The organism is Rhizobium beringeri, from assembly GCF_004306515.1.
In the GTDB taxonomy this organism is placed as follows: Bacteria; Pseudomonadota; Alphaproteobacteria; order Rhizobiales; family Rhizobiaceae; genus Rhizobium; species Rhizobium beringeri.
Genome location: NZ_SILG01000003.1, coordinates 101254 through 115948 on the forward strand (window position 1 = coordinate 101254; position 14695 = coordinate 115948).

Sequence of the window (14695 nt, forward strand, 5' to 3'; positions counted from 1 at the left end):
GGACTTTTGGCTCTTGGGGATGGCGTGCATTATGAGGATCATACCGAGAATGAGCACGATCGAATCCAGCGTGTCCTCCATCTTGTTGGACCGGGTCGCTGAATGGCTGACGAACTCTTCGCTGGCCGGAGACGAGCTTGAAAACATCGTGCGCGGTTTCTGCGAAAGGCTGACTGCTGCGGGCCTGCCACTTGCGCGCGTGCATCTTTCCTTCTCGATGCTGCACCCGCTTTACGATGCGCTGAGCTTCACCTGGCGGCGCGCCAGCGGCGTCACCATCGAGGGCTTCCGCATGCCTGCCGGGCAAAAGCCGGACCGCTTCCTGCAGAGCCCTTATTATTACCTGCTCGACAACAATCTGCAGCACATCCGCCGCCGGCTGTTACTGGATGGGCCGAACGAATTTCCGATTTTCGAGGATCTGCGCAAGGACAGCATCACCGACTATCTCGCCTTCGTGCAGCCCTTCGGCGACGGCTCGGTGCAGGGCATGATGGGTTCCTGGTCGACGGACCACAATACCGGCTTTTCCGACGACATGATCGATGCGCTGCTGAGGATGCAGAACCATCTGGCGGTCGCCGCCAAGATGGCGGTGCTCGGCAAGCTCGCCAACAACATGCTGACCACCTATCTCGGCGGCGATGCCGGCAAGCGGGTGCTGAACGGCCAGATCCGCCGTGGCGACGGTGAGACGATCCGGGCGGCGCTGGTGATGGGCGACATGCGTGAATCCACCATGTATGCCGAAAAGGAAGGCCGGCAGGCCTATATCGACACGCTGAACCAGTTCTTCGACGCGATCGCCGCCCCCTTCAACCGCAATGGCGGCGAGATCCTGAGTTTCCTCGGCGATGGCTTCCTCGCCGTCTATCCTTGCGGACGCCACAAGGACCCATCGAAAATTGCCTGCGAGGCGGCACTTTCGGCCGTGCATCAGGCGCAGGCGCGGGTCGCCGAGCTCAACAGGGACCGCGAGCAGAAGGGCCTGACCAGGGTCGGCTACGGCATCGGCCTGCATGTCGGCAACGTGATGTTCGGCAATGTCGGCCTCAAGGACCGCCTGACCTTCTCCGCCTTCGGCTCGGCGGTCAACGAGGTCCAACGTTTGCAGATCCTTACCAAGAAATACGGGCGCGAGGTCGTCGCCAGCCAGGCCTTCGCCGGTTACTGCGGCGGCGAATGGACGACGCTCGGCGAGGAGAAGCTGCGCGGCATCCGCCAGAAGGTGACGGTGCTGCAGCCGCGTGCGCCGGCGCCCGCAATCAACGTCGACGAAAGCTTCCGCGAGGCCGTGCAGAACGGACTTTCAGAAGCCGAGCAGGTCATTCTCCTGCATCGTGACGCCAAGAAACAGGTGAAGCGCACCAGCATGGAGAAATTCATCCAGTAAGAGCTTAGAACCCCTGCCATAATCTGCGTGTCTCGCCCGAGGGAACTTCGGCGGGAGACGGCGGTTTTTCTATGATTGTCATCAGCTAGACACCCCGTTTGCGGTACGATAGTGTGCCTTAACGGGAACATAGAAGACTGGGGAATTTCATTGGTATGGCGTCTGCAGCCGATCTGTTGCGTATTGAAAATCTCGACGTCTCCTTCTCGGTTTTCGGTGACCGGTTACGCGTCGTAAAAGAAGCCAATCTTCGCATTCTTCCGGGCAAGGTCACCGCCCTCGTCGGTGAATCCGGCTCCGGGAAATCGGTAATCAGCCAGTCGGTCATGGGCATCCTGCCCAATCCGGCCAAGGCGTCTGGCCGTATTCTCTTTACCGATCCGCTCGACGGCAGCACGACCGATATCCTGTCCTTTCCGCGCGACAGCGAGGAAATGCGCGACCTGCGCGGCCGGCGCATGGCGACGATCTTCCAGGAGCCGATGACCTCGCTCTCGCCGCTGCATACGATCGGCAATCAGATCAGCGAAGTGCTGCTGATCCATACCGAGGCCGACAAGCAGGAAGCCCGTGAAAGGACCGAGGAGATGCTCGGCCTGGTCGGCTTCTCCAATCCACATCGCACCTACGACATGTATCCGTTCGAACTGTCGGGCGGCATGCGCCAGCGCGCGATGATCGCCATGGCGCTGATCTGCAAGCCGGCGCTGTTAATCGCCGACGAGCCGACGACGGCGCTCGACGTGACGATCCAGGCGCAGATCCTGGAACTGCTGCGCGAGCTGCAGGCCAAGCTCGGCATGGCGATGCTGCTCATCACCCACGATCTCGGCATCGTCGCCAATATGGCCGACGAGGTGGTCGTCATCTATCACGGCGAGATCATGGAAGCAGGACCCGTCGAGGCGATCTTCCGCAATCCGCAACATCCCTATCTCAAGGGCCTGATGGCCGCCGTTCCGCATTTCGACATGAAACCCGGCGAGCGGCTGAAAGCGCTGCGCGAGGTAACGGTCAATCTCGAAGCCCTCGTCGGCAAGAAGAAGCCGCTCCAGGCAGAGACGCCGGGCATCCTGCTTTCCGTCGCCAATCTCTCGAAGACCTACAAGACGCGCAAGCGCAGTTTCTTCGGCAAGCACGAAGCCACCGTCCTGCGCGCCGTCGACGACGTCAGCTTCGACATTTTCCGCGGCGAATGTCTTGGCCTGGTCGGGGAATCCGGCTGCGGCAAGACGACGCTCAGCAAGATCCTGATGCGCGCCATCACGCCGGACAGTGGCGCGGTGGTGTTCAACGACGGCAAGGAGGTCGTCGACGTCCTCTCCGTCAAAGGCGCCGAACTGCAGGATATGCGGACCAAGATCCAGATGGTGTTCCAGGATCCGGTCTCCTCGCTTTCGCCGCGCATGACGGTGCGCAACATCCTGAGTGAACCTCTTGAAATCCATGACCGCGGCGACAGCGACGAGCGCAAGCGCAAGGTCGAAGGATTGATGGCGGCAATCGGCCTCGACAAGCGTTATCTCAGCCGTTACCCGCACAGTTTTTCGGGCGGCCAGCGCCAGCGCATCGGCATTGCGCGCGCTCTCGCGCTCGGGCCGAAGCTTGTCATCCTCGACGAGCCGGTTTCGGCGCTCGACGTCTCCGTGCAGGCACAGATCCTCAACCTGTTGAAGGACCTGCAGAAGGAGCTGGGGCTTACCTATCTCTTCATTTCGCACAATCTCGCCGTCGTCGACTATATGGCTGACCGCATCGCGGTGATGTGCAAGGGCCGCATCGTCGAAATCGCGCCGCGCGAGATCATCCTGCGCGATCCGGTGCATCCCTATACGAAATCGCTGCTTGCCGCCGTCCCCTTCCCCGATCTCGACCGACCGCTCGATTTCAAGGCGCTGAGAGAAAACGGCGCCGCCGACAAGCAAAACTGGGGCGTGACCTTCACCGCCGAACATGACGACGCTTCCGAACTTGCCTATGCCGACCTCGGCGACGGCCATCTGGTGCGGGCCCGCAAGGGCGCCGATGCCAAGGAGTTGCGTTGATGGTGACGCGTCGCGTATTCCTTGGCGGCCTCGTCGGCGCGGCGATCGCGCCCGCAGTGGTGAGGGCGCAACTCGCCGCCGAGCCGGAATTCCTGAAGGAACGGCTGACATCAGGCAGCCTGCCGCCGATGGCCGAGCGCATTCCCGTTCGCCCGCGCATCGTCAACCTGAAGGAGATGGGGCTCGAACCCGGTGCCTATGGCGGCACGGTGCGCACCATCATCGGTAGCCAGCGCGACATCCGCTTCATGACGATCTACGGCTATGCCCGCCTGGTCGGCTACAACAAGCATCTGCAGTTCCAGCCGGATATCCTGGCCGGTTTCCAGTCCGAGGACGACACGGTCTTCACCTTCACGCTGCGCGAGGGCCATAAGTGGTCCGACGGCCAGCCGTTCACGGCCGACGATTTCCGCTACTGGTGGGAAGACGTCATCTTAAACGACAAGCTGACGCCCGGCGGCGGCGCGCTGGAGCTTCGTCCGCACGGCAGCCTGCCGCGCTTCGAGGTGCTCGATGCGCTGACCGTGCGCTACACCTGGGAAAAACCCAACCCGATGTTCCTGCCGACATTGGCAGGCCCCCAGCCGCTCGTCATCTTCGGCCCTGGTCATTATCTCAAGCAGTTTCACAAGAAATTCCAGCCGGACCAGGCGAAGATGGACGAGCTGATGAAGACCTACCGCGTCAAGAAATGGCAGGATCTTCACATCAAGATGGCGCGTTCCTATCGTCCGGAAAATCCGAACCTGCCGACGCTCGATCCCTGGCGCAATACGACGCCGCTGCCGTCCGAGCAGTTCGTCTTCGAGCGCAACCCGTTCTTCCACCGCATCGACGAGACCGGCAGGCAGCTTCCCTATCTCGACCGTTTCATCCTCAACGTCTCCTCCTCGTCGATCATCGCTGCTAAAGCGGGTGCAGGCGAAGCCGACCTGCAGGTGACCGGCATCGATTTCAACGACTACACCTTCCTGAAGGAGGCCGAGAAACGCTTCCCGGTGAAGGTCAATCTCTGGAAGCTCGCGCGCGGCTCGCGCATCACGCTGCTGCCGAACCTCAACTGCGCCGACGAGGTGTGGCGCGGCCTCTTCCGCGACGTGCGCCTGCGCCGGGCGCTGTCGCTGGCGATCGACCGGCACGAGGTCAACATGGTGGCCTTCTACGGCCTTGGCACGCCAAGCGCCGATACGGTCCTGCCCGACAGCCCGCTCTTCAAGCAGGAATATGCCGACGCCTTCGTGAAGTTCGATCCCGACGAGGCCAACCGCCTGCTCGACGAGCTCGGCTTGACCAAACGCGACGACGACGGCATCCGGCTGCTGCCCGACGGGCGGCGCGCCGAGATTACCGTCGAGACCGCCGGCGAGAGCAATCTCGACACCGACGTGCTGGAGCTGGTGCACGACCACTGGGCCAATATCGGCCTTGCGCTCTATACCCGCACCTCGCAGCGCGACGTCTTCCGCAACCGGGCCATGAGCGGTTCGATCATGATGTCGATCTGGTACGGCCTCGACAATGGCGTGCCGACGGCCGACATGTCGCCTGCAGGGCTTGCACCGACACTTGACGATCAGCTGCAATGGCCGCTCTGGGGCATGCACTACCTCTCCGCCGGCCAGGAGGGCGTCGCACCCGACCTGCCGGAGGCCGCCGAACTGGTCGACCTGCTCAGCCAATGGGGCTCGACGGCCAAATTCGAGGAGCGCCAGGTGATCTGGCACAAGATGCTGTCGCTCTATACGCAACAGGTGTTCTCCATCGGCCTCATCAACAGCACGCTGCAGCCGATCCTTCGCGCCGCCAAGCTGCAAAACCTGCCGGAGAAAGCCCTCTACGGCTTCGATCCCACCTCCTATCTCGGCGTCTATATGCCGGATGCATTCTGGTACAAGGAGGCCTGAGGCGTGTTCAGATACATTCTCTGGCGCATCGCCGCCATGGTGCCGACGCTCTTCGTCATTTCAGCGCTGGTCTTCACCATCATCGAGCTGCCGCCGGGCGACTTCTTCGAGAGCCAGATCGCCGAGCTGCGCGCCTCCGGCGAGACCGCCAACCTCCAGGAAATCGAGGAGATGCGCCAGCAATACGGCTTCGACAAGCCGGAGATCGTGCGCTATTTCTACTGGGTCGGCGGCATGCTGCACGGCGATTTCGGCTACTCCTTCGAATACCAGTTGCCGGTCTCCGACGTGGTCGGCGATCGTCTGTGGCTGACGATGCTCGTCTCCTTCACGACGATCCTGCTCACCTGGCTGATCGCCTTTCCGATCGGCATCTATTCGGCCACGCACCAGTATAGCTGGGGTGATTACGGGCTGACCTTCCTCGGCCTGATGGGCATCGCCATTCCGAACTTCATGCTGGCGCTGATCCTGATGTATTTCGCCAATATCTGGTTCGGCATCTCGATCGGCCATCTGATGGACCAGCAATATATCTCGGCGCCGATGAGCTGGGAGAAGGCGCGGTCGATCCTCTCTCACCTGTGGATCCCCGTGATCATCGTCGGCACGGCCGGCACGGCCGGTATGATCCGGCGGCTGCGCGCCAATTTGCTCGACGAGATGCAGAAGCAGTATGTCGTCACCGCCCGCGCCAAGGGCCTGCCGCCGCTCAAAGCGCTGGTCAAATACCCGCTGCGCATGGCGCTCAACTTCTTCGTCGCCGATATCGGCTCGATCCTGCCGTCGATCATCTCGGGCGCCGAGATCGTCGCGATCGTGCTGTCGCTGGAGACGACGGGGCCGATGCTCATCAAGGCGCTGCAGAGCCAGGACATGTATCTCGCAGGCTCCTTCCTGATGTTCCTGGCCTTCCTCAACGTCATCGGGGTGCTGATCTCCGACATCGCGCTCGGCTTCCTTGATCCCCGCATCCGTCTGCAAGGCAGGAGCACCAAATAATGTCGCCCCTTCCCGCACCCGGCGCACCGCTTCCGCATTACGTCTCGACTGCGCCTTTCGATCCGCACGCGACCGAAAGCATGACGGCGGCGCAATCGCGCATCCATCTCGCCTCGCAAAAGCAGCTGATGTGGTGGAAGTTCAAGCAGCACAAGCTGGCCCTGATCTCCGGCATCTTTCTCGCCGCCGTCTACCTGATGATCCTGATCGTCGAGTTCCTGGCGCCCTACGGCCTGCACACGCGCAATGTCGATTTCATCCACGCGCCGCCACAAACCATCCACTTTTTCGACAAGGGCAGCTTCGTCGGTCCCTACGTTTACGGCCGCAGCATGACGCTCGATATCGACACGCTGCACCGCGTCTATACCGACAAGACGAACGACGTGCAGCCGATCCGTTTCTTCTGCCGCGGCGATGCCTATAAATTCTGGGGCGTTGTCGCCTCGAACTATCACCTCGTCTGCCCGGCGATCGGCGGCCAGATGTTCCTGCTCGGCACCGACCGGCTCGGTCGCGACGTGCTGTCGCGCATTCTCTACGGCGCGCGGATATCGCTGACGATCGGTCTGATCGGCATTTCGATCAGCTTCGTGCTCGGCATCGTCATCGGCGGCCTTGCCGGTTATCGCGGCGGCATTTTCGATCTCATCGTCCAGCGCCTGATCGAAGTGCTGCAATCGCTGCCGAGCCTACCGCTGTGGATGGCGCTGGCCGCCATCATGCCGGTGACCTGGAGCCCGATCGTCATCTATTTCGGCATCACCGTCATCCTCGGCATCATCGACTGGACGGGGCTGGCGCGTGCCGTGCGCTCCAAGCTCCTGGCGCTGCGCGAGGAGGATTATGTCCAGGCCGCACAGCTGATGGGCGCCAGCACGCCGCGCATCATCGGCCGGCATCTGGTGCCGGGCTTCATGTCGCATCTGATTGCGTCGGCGACGATTTCAATCCCCGGCATGATCCTTGGAGAGACCGCGCTCTCCTTCCTCGGCCTCGGCCTTCGTCCGCCGATCACCAGCTGGGGCATTCTGCTGACCGAGGCAAAAAGCGTCAGCGTCATCGCCTTCTATCCGTGGCTGCTCTATCCGATCATTCCTGTTGTTCTTGTCATTTTGGCGTTCAACTTTCTGGGAGACGGCTTGCGTGATGCGGCAGATCCCTACAAATAGCAGGAAACGCGGCGGCCCATTGCGGCACCGCTCCCACCCCTTGGCCTCCGGACGGTGGGGGTACTAAGTATGTTGCTCACCCCAGAAGGGATGCCCATGTCCAGACGTCTCGAAGATGCGCGCATCCTCATGTACAGCCACGACACTTTCGGTCTCGGCCATCTGCGCCGCTGTCGCGCCATCGCCCATGCGCTGGTCGAGGATTATCGCGGCCTCAACATTCTGATCATTTCGGGTGCCACGATCGCCGGCGCCTTCGACTACCGCGCCCGCGTCGACTTCGTGAAGATCCCGAGCGTCATCAAGCTCCGCAACGGCGAATATACGTCGCTCGCCAGCCATATCGACCTGCACGAGACGCTGAAGATGCGCGAATCGAGCATTCGCCACACGGCCGAGACCTTCCAGCCCGATATCTTCATCGTCGACAAGGAACCGATGGGGCTGAAGGGCGAAGTCGAGGATACGCTCGCCTATCTCAAGGCTCGCGGCACCGTCCTGGTGCTGGGGCTTCGCGAGATCATGGACGCGCCGCATCTGCTCGAGGCCGAGTGGAAGAAGAACAGCATCATGCAGAAGATCGACCAATATTACGATAGCGTCTGGGTCTATGGTCCGCCGGATTTCTACGATCCCCTGATCGGCCTCGACGTGCCGCCAAGCCTGCGCCGGAAGATGGATTTCGTCGGTTTCCTGCAGCGCAGCGTCTCCAGGGGCAAGACCTCGATCAACGCCCGCAAGGACAATTACATCCTCGTCACGACAGGCGGCGGCGGCGACGGCTCCGATCTCGTCCACGACGTCATGAACGCCTACGAGGCCGATCCGACGCTGACGCAGAAGGCGCTCGTCGTGCTCGGCCCCTATATGCCGGCCGCCGAGCGCGCCAAGCTGGTGCAGAAGGGAGAAGCGATCTCCTATATCGAGGTGATCGAGTTCGACAATCACATGGAAGAGCTGATCGACAGCGCCACCGGCGTCGTCGCCATGGGCGGCTACAACACCTATTGCGAGATCCTCTCCTTCGACAAACCGGCGCTCATCGTGCCGCGTGTCAAGCCACGCGAGGAACAGCTGCTGCGCGCCCAGCGGGCAAGCGAGCTCGGCCTCGTCGACATGCTGCTGCCGGAACAGTCGGTCGATCCGACCATCATGGCCGAAGCGCTGAAGCGTCTGCCCTTCCGCCAGCCGCCGTCGAAAAGCGGCGGCAATATGCGTCTCGAAGGGCTGGACCATATCTCGCAGACCGTCGGCCGGTGGATCGACGGCCGCGGCAGCCACCTTTCCCTCGTCGGCGCGGAATAGAGCAAAGCCTTGCCGCCACGCCGCAAGATCCTCGTTGTGCTGAAGGGCTATCCCCGCCTTTCGGAAACCTTCATCGCCCAGGAGCTGCTCGGCCTCGAAAAGGCCGGCTTCGACCTCACGCTGATTTCGATGCGCCGGCCGACCGACAAGAAGCGCCATCCCGTGCATGAGGAGATCAGGGCGCGCGTCGTCTATCTGCCGGAATATCTGCACGAGGAGCCGATCCGCGTGCTGAAAGGCCTCACCGCCGGTTTCTCCAAACCCGGCTTCAAGGCGCTGATGAAACGCTTCCTCGCCGACCTCAAGCGCGACCTCTCCCGCAACCGTTTCCGCCGTCTCGGCCAGGCACTGGTGCTGGGGCGTGAATGGCCGGACGAGGGCGAATGGCTGCATGCCCATTTCATCCACACGCCGGCCTCGGTGACGGAATATGCGAGCATCCTCACGGACACGCCCTGGACCTGTTCGGCGCATGCCAAGGACATATGGACGTCGCCCGACTGGGAGCTGAACGAAAAGCTCGGCAGCGCCCGCTGGACCGTCACCTGTACCAGGACGGGCTATGAACACATGCGGACGCTGACATCACGCAAAGAGGCCGTGCATTTGAGTTACCACGGTCTCGATCTCGCCCGTTTCGGCCATTTTGCCGGCGAGCGCTCGGACCGCACCGGCAGCGAACCCGACGATCCGGCCTTGATCCTCAGCGTCGGCCGCGCCGTCGAGAAGAAGGGTTACGACGTGCTGCTGCGGGCGCTGGCGCTGCTGCCCGCCGACCTTAACTGGCGCATGGACCATATCGGCGGCGGCGAGGAGCTTGCGAAGCTGAAGGCGTTGGCCAGCGAACTCGGTATCTCCGGCCGCATCGTCTGGAAGGGTGCCATGGCGCAGGAAGACGTGCTCGATCATTACCGCCGCGCCGACCTCTTCGCGCTTGCCTGCCGGATCGCCGCCAACGGCGACCGCGACGGCCTGCCGAACGTGCTGGTCGAAGCCTCCAGCCAGCGGCTCGTCTGCGTCTCGACCGAAGTATCCGGCGTGCCGGAGCTCCTCAAAAACGGTGAAAACGGCCTCGTCGTGCCGCCGGAGGACCCGGCGCTGCTGGCCAGGGCGCTGGAGGCGGCGATCCGCGACCCGGCACTGCGCAAGCGCCTTGGCGACGCCGCCGAAAACCAGGTGCGCGAACATTTCGACTATCACTCCAGCATCCGGCAGCTCACCGGCCTGTTCGAGGCCGAATGGCAGAAGGCGTCATGACGGCACCGCGTATTTTCTTCTATGTCCAGCATCTGCTTGGCATCGGCCACATAGCCCGCGCCAGCCGCATCGCCAATGCATTGGTGAAAGACGGTTTTGACGTGACTGTCGTCACCGGCGGCCTGCCGGTGCCGGGCTTTCCGGGCGAAGGCATAAAGACCGTGGCCTTGCCGCCAGTCGTCGCCAGCAATGCCGGTTTCTCCGGCCTTGCCGATGCCGATGGCCGGCCAGCGGGCGAGGATTTCCTCCATGCCCGCCGCCAGCTGCTGCTCGATGCCTTTCATGCCGCAAGGCCCGATGTCGTCATCATCGAGGCCTTCCCCTTCGGCCGGCGACAGATGCGCTTCGAACTCCTGCCCTTGCTCGAGGCCATCGAAAAGGCCGAACCCCGGCCGAAACTCTTGAGCTCGGTGCGCGACATCCTGCAGGAAAACCGCAAGGTCGGCCGTGACGCGGAGACCGTCACGCTGGTCAAGGACCATTTCGATGCCGTGCTCGTCCACGGCGATCCCGGTTTCGTCAGGCTCGAGGATACCTTCCCGCTGACATCAGAGATCGCCGACAGGCTGCTTTATACCGGCCTCGTCGCACCACCGCCGGCGCCGGAACCGACCGAGACATTCGACATCATCGCATCGGCGGGCGGCGGCGCGGTCGGCGCTGCGCTGATCGGCGCGGCGAAAGAGGCGGCAGCGCTGCTGCCCGCCGATCTTCGCTGGCTGCTGGTCGCCGGCCCGAACCTGCCGGAGGCAGATTTCGCCGCGCTGTCTGAAGACGCGGGCCCGAATGTGACGCTGGTGCGTTTCCGCAAGGATTTTCCCTCGCTGCTGCGCGGCGCCAAGGTCTCGATTTCGCAAGCGGGCTACAACACGGTCGGCGATCTCCTGCGCACCGCGTGCCGGGCGATCCTCATCCCCTTCGTCGCCGGTGGAGAGACCGAGCAGACGGTGCGCGCCGAACGGCTGCAGGCGCTCGGCCTTGCCGATATTCTGCCGGAAAACGGACTGACGTCGGGCCATGTGAAGGAGGCCGTCGAGAAGGCGCTCGCCGCTGAGCCAAGAGGGCCGGTCTCGCTCGATCTCGCCGGAGCGGAGAAAACGGCCGCCATCATTCGCTCCATGATTGCCGAATCCCTCGCCTAATCCAAAATTCCTGTGATATAAGCAATGTTCCGGCGAGAATCGGCACTTTTGCAGCCGGTCGCTTCGCCTTGTTTTCATTGCGATATCGGCGGTCCGGCTGCATGATCCTAATCTCAGAATTCCTCCCCGTCCCGGCGCCCGGCTCGCGCCCCCGGAATGTCCCAGCAAGCTGACGGTTAGCCATGGAAAAAAGCCTCGCCCGCTACATCTGGAAGAACACGCGGCTGCAGCAGCTGTGGATTCTGGCTGTCGTCGCCGCCTCTATGGTGCCCTATTTCCTGTCCTTCGACCTGCCGAAGCAGATCGTCAACGGACCGATCCAGGGAGACGGGTTCGAAGGTCCGGGCGCAAGGCAGACCTTCATGCATATTGCCTACGACATTCCGCTGATCGGACATGTCGAATTCTTTCAAGGGTTGCAGCTCAACCGCTTCCAGATGTTGATGGCCCTCAGCCTGGTGTTTCTGGCACTGGTTGTGCTGAACGGCCTCTTCAAGTTCTATATCAACACCTATAAGGGCCGGCTCGGCGAACGCATGCTGCGCCGTATCCGCTTCGAGCTCATCGACCGGGTGCTGCGGTTTCCGCCCATCCATTTCAAGCGGGTAAAATCGGCCGAAATCGCCACCATGATCAAGGACGAGGTAGAGCCGATGGGCGGCTTCACCGGTGATGCCTTCGTCTCTCCTGCCCTTCTCGGCGGCCAGGCGATCACGGCGCTCGCCTTCATCATCGTGCAGAATTTCTGGCTCGGCATGATCGCCGCCGGCATCGTCGGCGTGCAGGCAATCGTCATTCCCCGCATGCGCAAGCGCCTGCTGGATCTCGGTCGCCAGCGGCAGCTGACGGCGCGCGAGCTCTCCGGCCGCGTCGGCGAAATCGTCGACGGCATCGGCACGATCCACGGCAACGATACATCGAACCTCGAACGCGCCGACATCGCCTCGCGGCTCGGCCGGATCTTCTCGATCCGCTACGACCTTTACCAGTGGAAGTTCCTGGTGAAGTTCATCAACAACTTCCTCGCCCAGGTCACGCCTTTCCTGTTTTACGCGATCGGCGGCTACCTGGCGCTGCAGGGCAGGCTCGACATCGGCCAGCTCGTCGCCGTCATATCAGCCTACAAGGACCTGCCCGGTCCGCTGAAGGAACTGATCGACTGGGACCAGATGCGCCAGGACGTGCAGGTGAAGTACCAGCAGGTCTATGAGCAGTTCAATGTCGAGCCGCTGATCGACAGCCGCATCCAGGAACTGGCAACCGCCCCGGTCGGCGCGCTGACGGGCGCCTTCGTCGTCACCAACCTGTCGCTCTCCGACGACAGCGGCGCCCGCCTCGTCGACCACGTCTCCGTCGAGATCAAGCCGAACGAGACGGTGGCGATCGTCGGGCCGAACGGCAGCGGCGCGGAAGCCTTCGCCGAAGCGCTCGGCCGCATGGTCTGGCCGGACTCCGGCCGCATCACCATCGACGGCCGCGATCTCCTCGACATGCCGGAATCGATCACCGGCCGGCGGATCTCCTATGCCTCGTCCGACACCTTCTTCTTCCACGGCACGCTCGCCAGCAATCTGCTCTATGGCCTGAAACATGCGCCGATGACCGATCCGGTTTACGACGAGCGGGAAGCGCTGGAGTATAAATGGCATTCCGCCGAGGCGGAGAAGGCCGGCAATCCGACGCTCGACTTGAACAGCGATTGGGTGGACTACAAGGCCGCCGGCGCCAGCGGCCCCGAGGACATTCTGAAAGCGATCCGCCCGGTACTCGACGCCGTCCTGATCTCGCAGGACATCCTCGATCTGGCGCTGCGCTCGACCGTCAACACCGACGTGCATGTGGCGCTCGGCGACCATGTCGTCGCGCTACGCGCCTCACTCAGGGACCGGCTGCGCGACGAGGGGCTCGACACGATCGTCGTGCCTTTCGATTTCGACGCCTACAATGCCCAGGCGACGGTTGGCGAGAACCTGCTCTTCGGCACGATGAAGCGGCCTTTGATGACCAATCGCAGGCTTGCCGCGCATCCCTATTTCCAGCAGCTCTTCCGGGAGACCGGCCTCAGCACCGATCTCTACGACATGGGCCTCGAGATCGCCGAGAACGCGGTGGAACTCTTCCACGACCTGCCGCCGGACCATCCTTTCTTCCAGCAGCTGACCTTCATGACGGCCGACGACATCCCGACCTATCAGGCGCTGCTGCAGAAGCTGCAAAGCCGCCGCTTCGAGGACGCCACGCCAGAGGAACGTTCGGCCATCATCCGGCTGAGTTTTGCCTATATCGAGCCGCGCCACCGCTTCGGCTTGCTGACGAACGAACTCATGGAGAAGATCGTCAACGCCCGCAAGCAGTTCCACGAGCATATTCCGGCCGATCTCGCCGAGCTGATCGAGCGCTACGACGCCGAGCGTTTCACCCCGTCGGCAAGCCTGATGGACAATGTGCTCTTCGGCCGTATCGCCTATCAGCAGGCCGACGCCTCCGACCGCATCCGCGGCATCATGGGCGAACTCTTCGATGCGCTCGACCTTTATGACGACGTGCTGTCGATCGGCCTCGAATTCGACGTCGGCTCCGGCGGCAAGCGGCTGACCATGGTGCAGCGGCAGAAGCTGAACCTGGCCCGCGCGCTGTTGAAGCGCTCGGACTATTTCATCTTCAACCGGCCACTGTCGGCGCTCGACCAACGCGTTCAGGATCAGATCACCCGCAACATCATCGAAGGCCTGCATGAAGAAGGCCATCGGCCGGCAATCATCTGGGTGCTCTCCAATGCCCGGCTGGCAGAGATGTTCGACCGGATCCTGCTCTTTGACCGCGGCGGATTGGCGGAAGCCGGAAACTATCCGGAACTTTCCGAGAAAAACGGGATGTTCAAGGAACTGTTATCGTAATATTCTATAGGGGCGGCGATGGTGGGTGTTCCCGATGGGGAGCGCCTCGGAATTTGAAGATGCCTGGTCCTGCGGACCCTGCGTCAGGGGATTGAAACGCTCATGCTGTTGAGAGACGAAGTCGAAATGCTGCGAAGGGTGCCGATCTTTTCAAGGATCGCGCCAGCAAAGCTCAAGCTTTTGGCCTTTACCTCTGATCGCATGACCTACAACGCCGGGCAGAACCTCTTTCATCAGGGCGATGTCGGTGATGCCGCCTACGTCATTCTCTCGGGTACCGCCGATATCGTCGTCTCCTCGCCGGCCGGCGAGATCAAGGTCGCCGACGTCGAACCCAATTCCATCGTCGGCGAAATCGCCATCCTCTGCGATGTCTCGCGCACGGCAACGGTACGCGCCACCTCGCCGCTCGAAGTGCTGCGCATCAGCAAGGAGCACTTCCTGAAGCTGCTCAGCGATTTCCCTGAAATGGCCGTGGAAATCATGCGGGTGCTGGCCGACCGCCTCAACCACACCACCGCGGAGCTGACCGCTGCGCGGGCGGCGAAGCAGCCGCAGATGGCGCAGTAGGATTT

10 protein-coding genes are annotated in these 14695 nt (G+C 62.4%); all 10 read left to right on the plus strand.

Going from position 1 to position 14695, the window contains the following annotated elements:
* The first annotated feature begins 49 nt into the window (after positions 1–49).
* The 10 genes from ELH03_RS28050 to ELH03_RS28095 all read left to right on the plus strand — a co-directional run bounded on the left by ELH03_RS28050 (position 50) and on the right by ELH03_RS28095 (position 14690).
* Complete coding sequence (locus ELH03_RS28050) at positions 50–1393, plus strand: adenylate/guanylate cyclase domain-containing protein (protein WP_130767001.1); 1344 nt, start codon at positions 50–52, stop codon at positions 1391–1393.
* A gap of 155 nt (positions 1394–1548) precedes the next feature.
* The gene (locus ELH03_RS28055) at positions 1549–3438 is read left to right on the plus strand and encodes an ABC transporter ATP-binding protein (RefSeq protein WP_018071532.1); all 1890 of its coding nucleotides are present in this window, start codon (positions 1549–1551) and stop codon (positions 3436–3438) included.
* Entirely contained in the window at positions 3438–5345 is a 1908-nt protein-coding gene (locus tag ELH03_RS28060) for an ABC transporter substrate-binding protein (protein WP_128404731.1), read from the plus strand. Before ELH03_RS28055 ends, ELH03_RS28060 begins: the two co-directional genes overlap by 1 nt.
* A 3-nt stretch (positions 5346–5348) precedes the next feature.
* A complete protein-coding gene (locus ELH03_RS28065) occupies positions 5349–6347 on the plus strand; it encodes an ABC transporter permease (protein ID WP_128404730.1) in 999 nt (332 codons plus the stop codon).
* Positions 6347–7519: an ABC transporter permease gene (locus ELH03_RS28070; protein WP_165420541.1), complete on the plus strand. Its 1173-nt coding sequence runs from the start codon at positions 6347–6349 to the stop codon at positions 7517–7519. The genes ELH03_RS28065 and ELH03_RS28070 overlap by 1 nt, the downstream gene beginning before the upstream one ends.
* Positions 7520–7615: 96 nt before the next feature.
* Positions 7616–8824: a glycosyltransferase family protein gene (locus tag ELH03_RS28075; protein WP_130767003.1), complete on the plus strand. Its 1209-nt coding sequence runs from the start codon at positions 7616–7618 to the stop codon at positions 8822–8824.
* A gap of 9 nt (positions 8825–8833) precedes the next feature.
* The gene (locus ELH03_RS28080; RefSeq protein WP_130767004.1) at positions 8834–10081 is read left to right on the plus strand and encodes a glycosyltransferase; all 1248 of its coding nucleotides are present in this window, start codon (positions 8834–8836) and stop codon (positions 10079–10081) included.
* Complete coding sequence (locus ELH03_RS28085; RefSeq protein WP_128412103.1) at positions 10078–11223, plus strand: glycosyltransferase family protein; 1146 nt, start codon at positions 10078–10080, stop codon at positions 11221–11223. The genes ELH03_RS28080 and ELH03_RS28085 overlap by 4 nt, the downstream gene beginning before the upstream one ends.
* A 182-nt stretch (positions 11224–11405) precedes the next feature.
* Complete coding sequence (locus ELH03_RS28090) at positions 11406–14120, plus strand: ABC transporter transmembrane domain-containing protein (RefSeq protein WP_024321679.1); 2715 nt, start codon at positions 11406–11408, stop codon at positions 14118–14120.
* Between the two features lie 102 nt (positions 14121–14222).
* A complete protein-coding gene (locus ELH03_RS28095; RefSeq protein ID WP_024321680.1) occupies positions 14223–14690 on the plus strand; it encodes a cyclic nucleotide-binding domain-containing protein in 468 nt (155 codons plus the stop codon).
* The last annotated feature ends 5 nt before the right edge of the window (positions 14691–14695 follow it).

Bases quoted from the DNA above. Each gene is read 5' to 3' on its own strand.
- ELH03_RS28050 (WP_130767001.1), top strand. From the start codon at position 50: ATGAGCACGATCGAATCCAGCGTGTCCTCCATCTTGTTGGACCGGGTC.
- ELH03_RS28055 (WP_018071532.1), top strand. From the start codon at position 1,549: ATGGCGTCTGCAGCCGATCTGTTGCGTATTGAAAATCTCGACGTCTCC.
- ELH03_RS28060 (WP_128404731.1), top strand. From the start codon at position 3,438: ATGGTGACGCGTCGCGTATTCCTTGGCGGCCTCGTCGGCGCGGCGATC.
- ELH03_RS28070 (WP_165420541.1), top strand. From the start codon at position 6,347: ATGTCGCCCCTTCCCGCACCCGGCGCACCGCTTCCGCATTACGTCTCG.
- ELH03_RS28075 (WP_130767003.1), top strand. From the start codon at position 7,616: ATGTCCAGACGTCTCGAAGATGCGCGCATCCTCATGTACAGCCACGAC.
- ELH03_RS28085 (WP_128412103.1), top strand. From the start codon at position 10,078: ATGACGGCACCGCGTATTTTCTTCTATGTCCAGCATCTGCTTGGCATC.
- ELH03_RS28090 (WP_024321679.1), top strand. From the start codon at position 11,406: ATGGAAAAAAGCCTCGCCCGCTACATCTGGAAGAACACGCGGCTGCAG.
- ELH03_RS28095 (WP_024321680.1), top strand. From the start codon at position 14,223: ATGCTGTTGAGAGACGAAGTCGAAATGCTGCGAAGGGTGCCGATCTTT.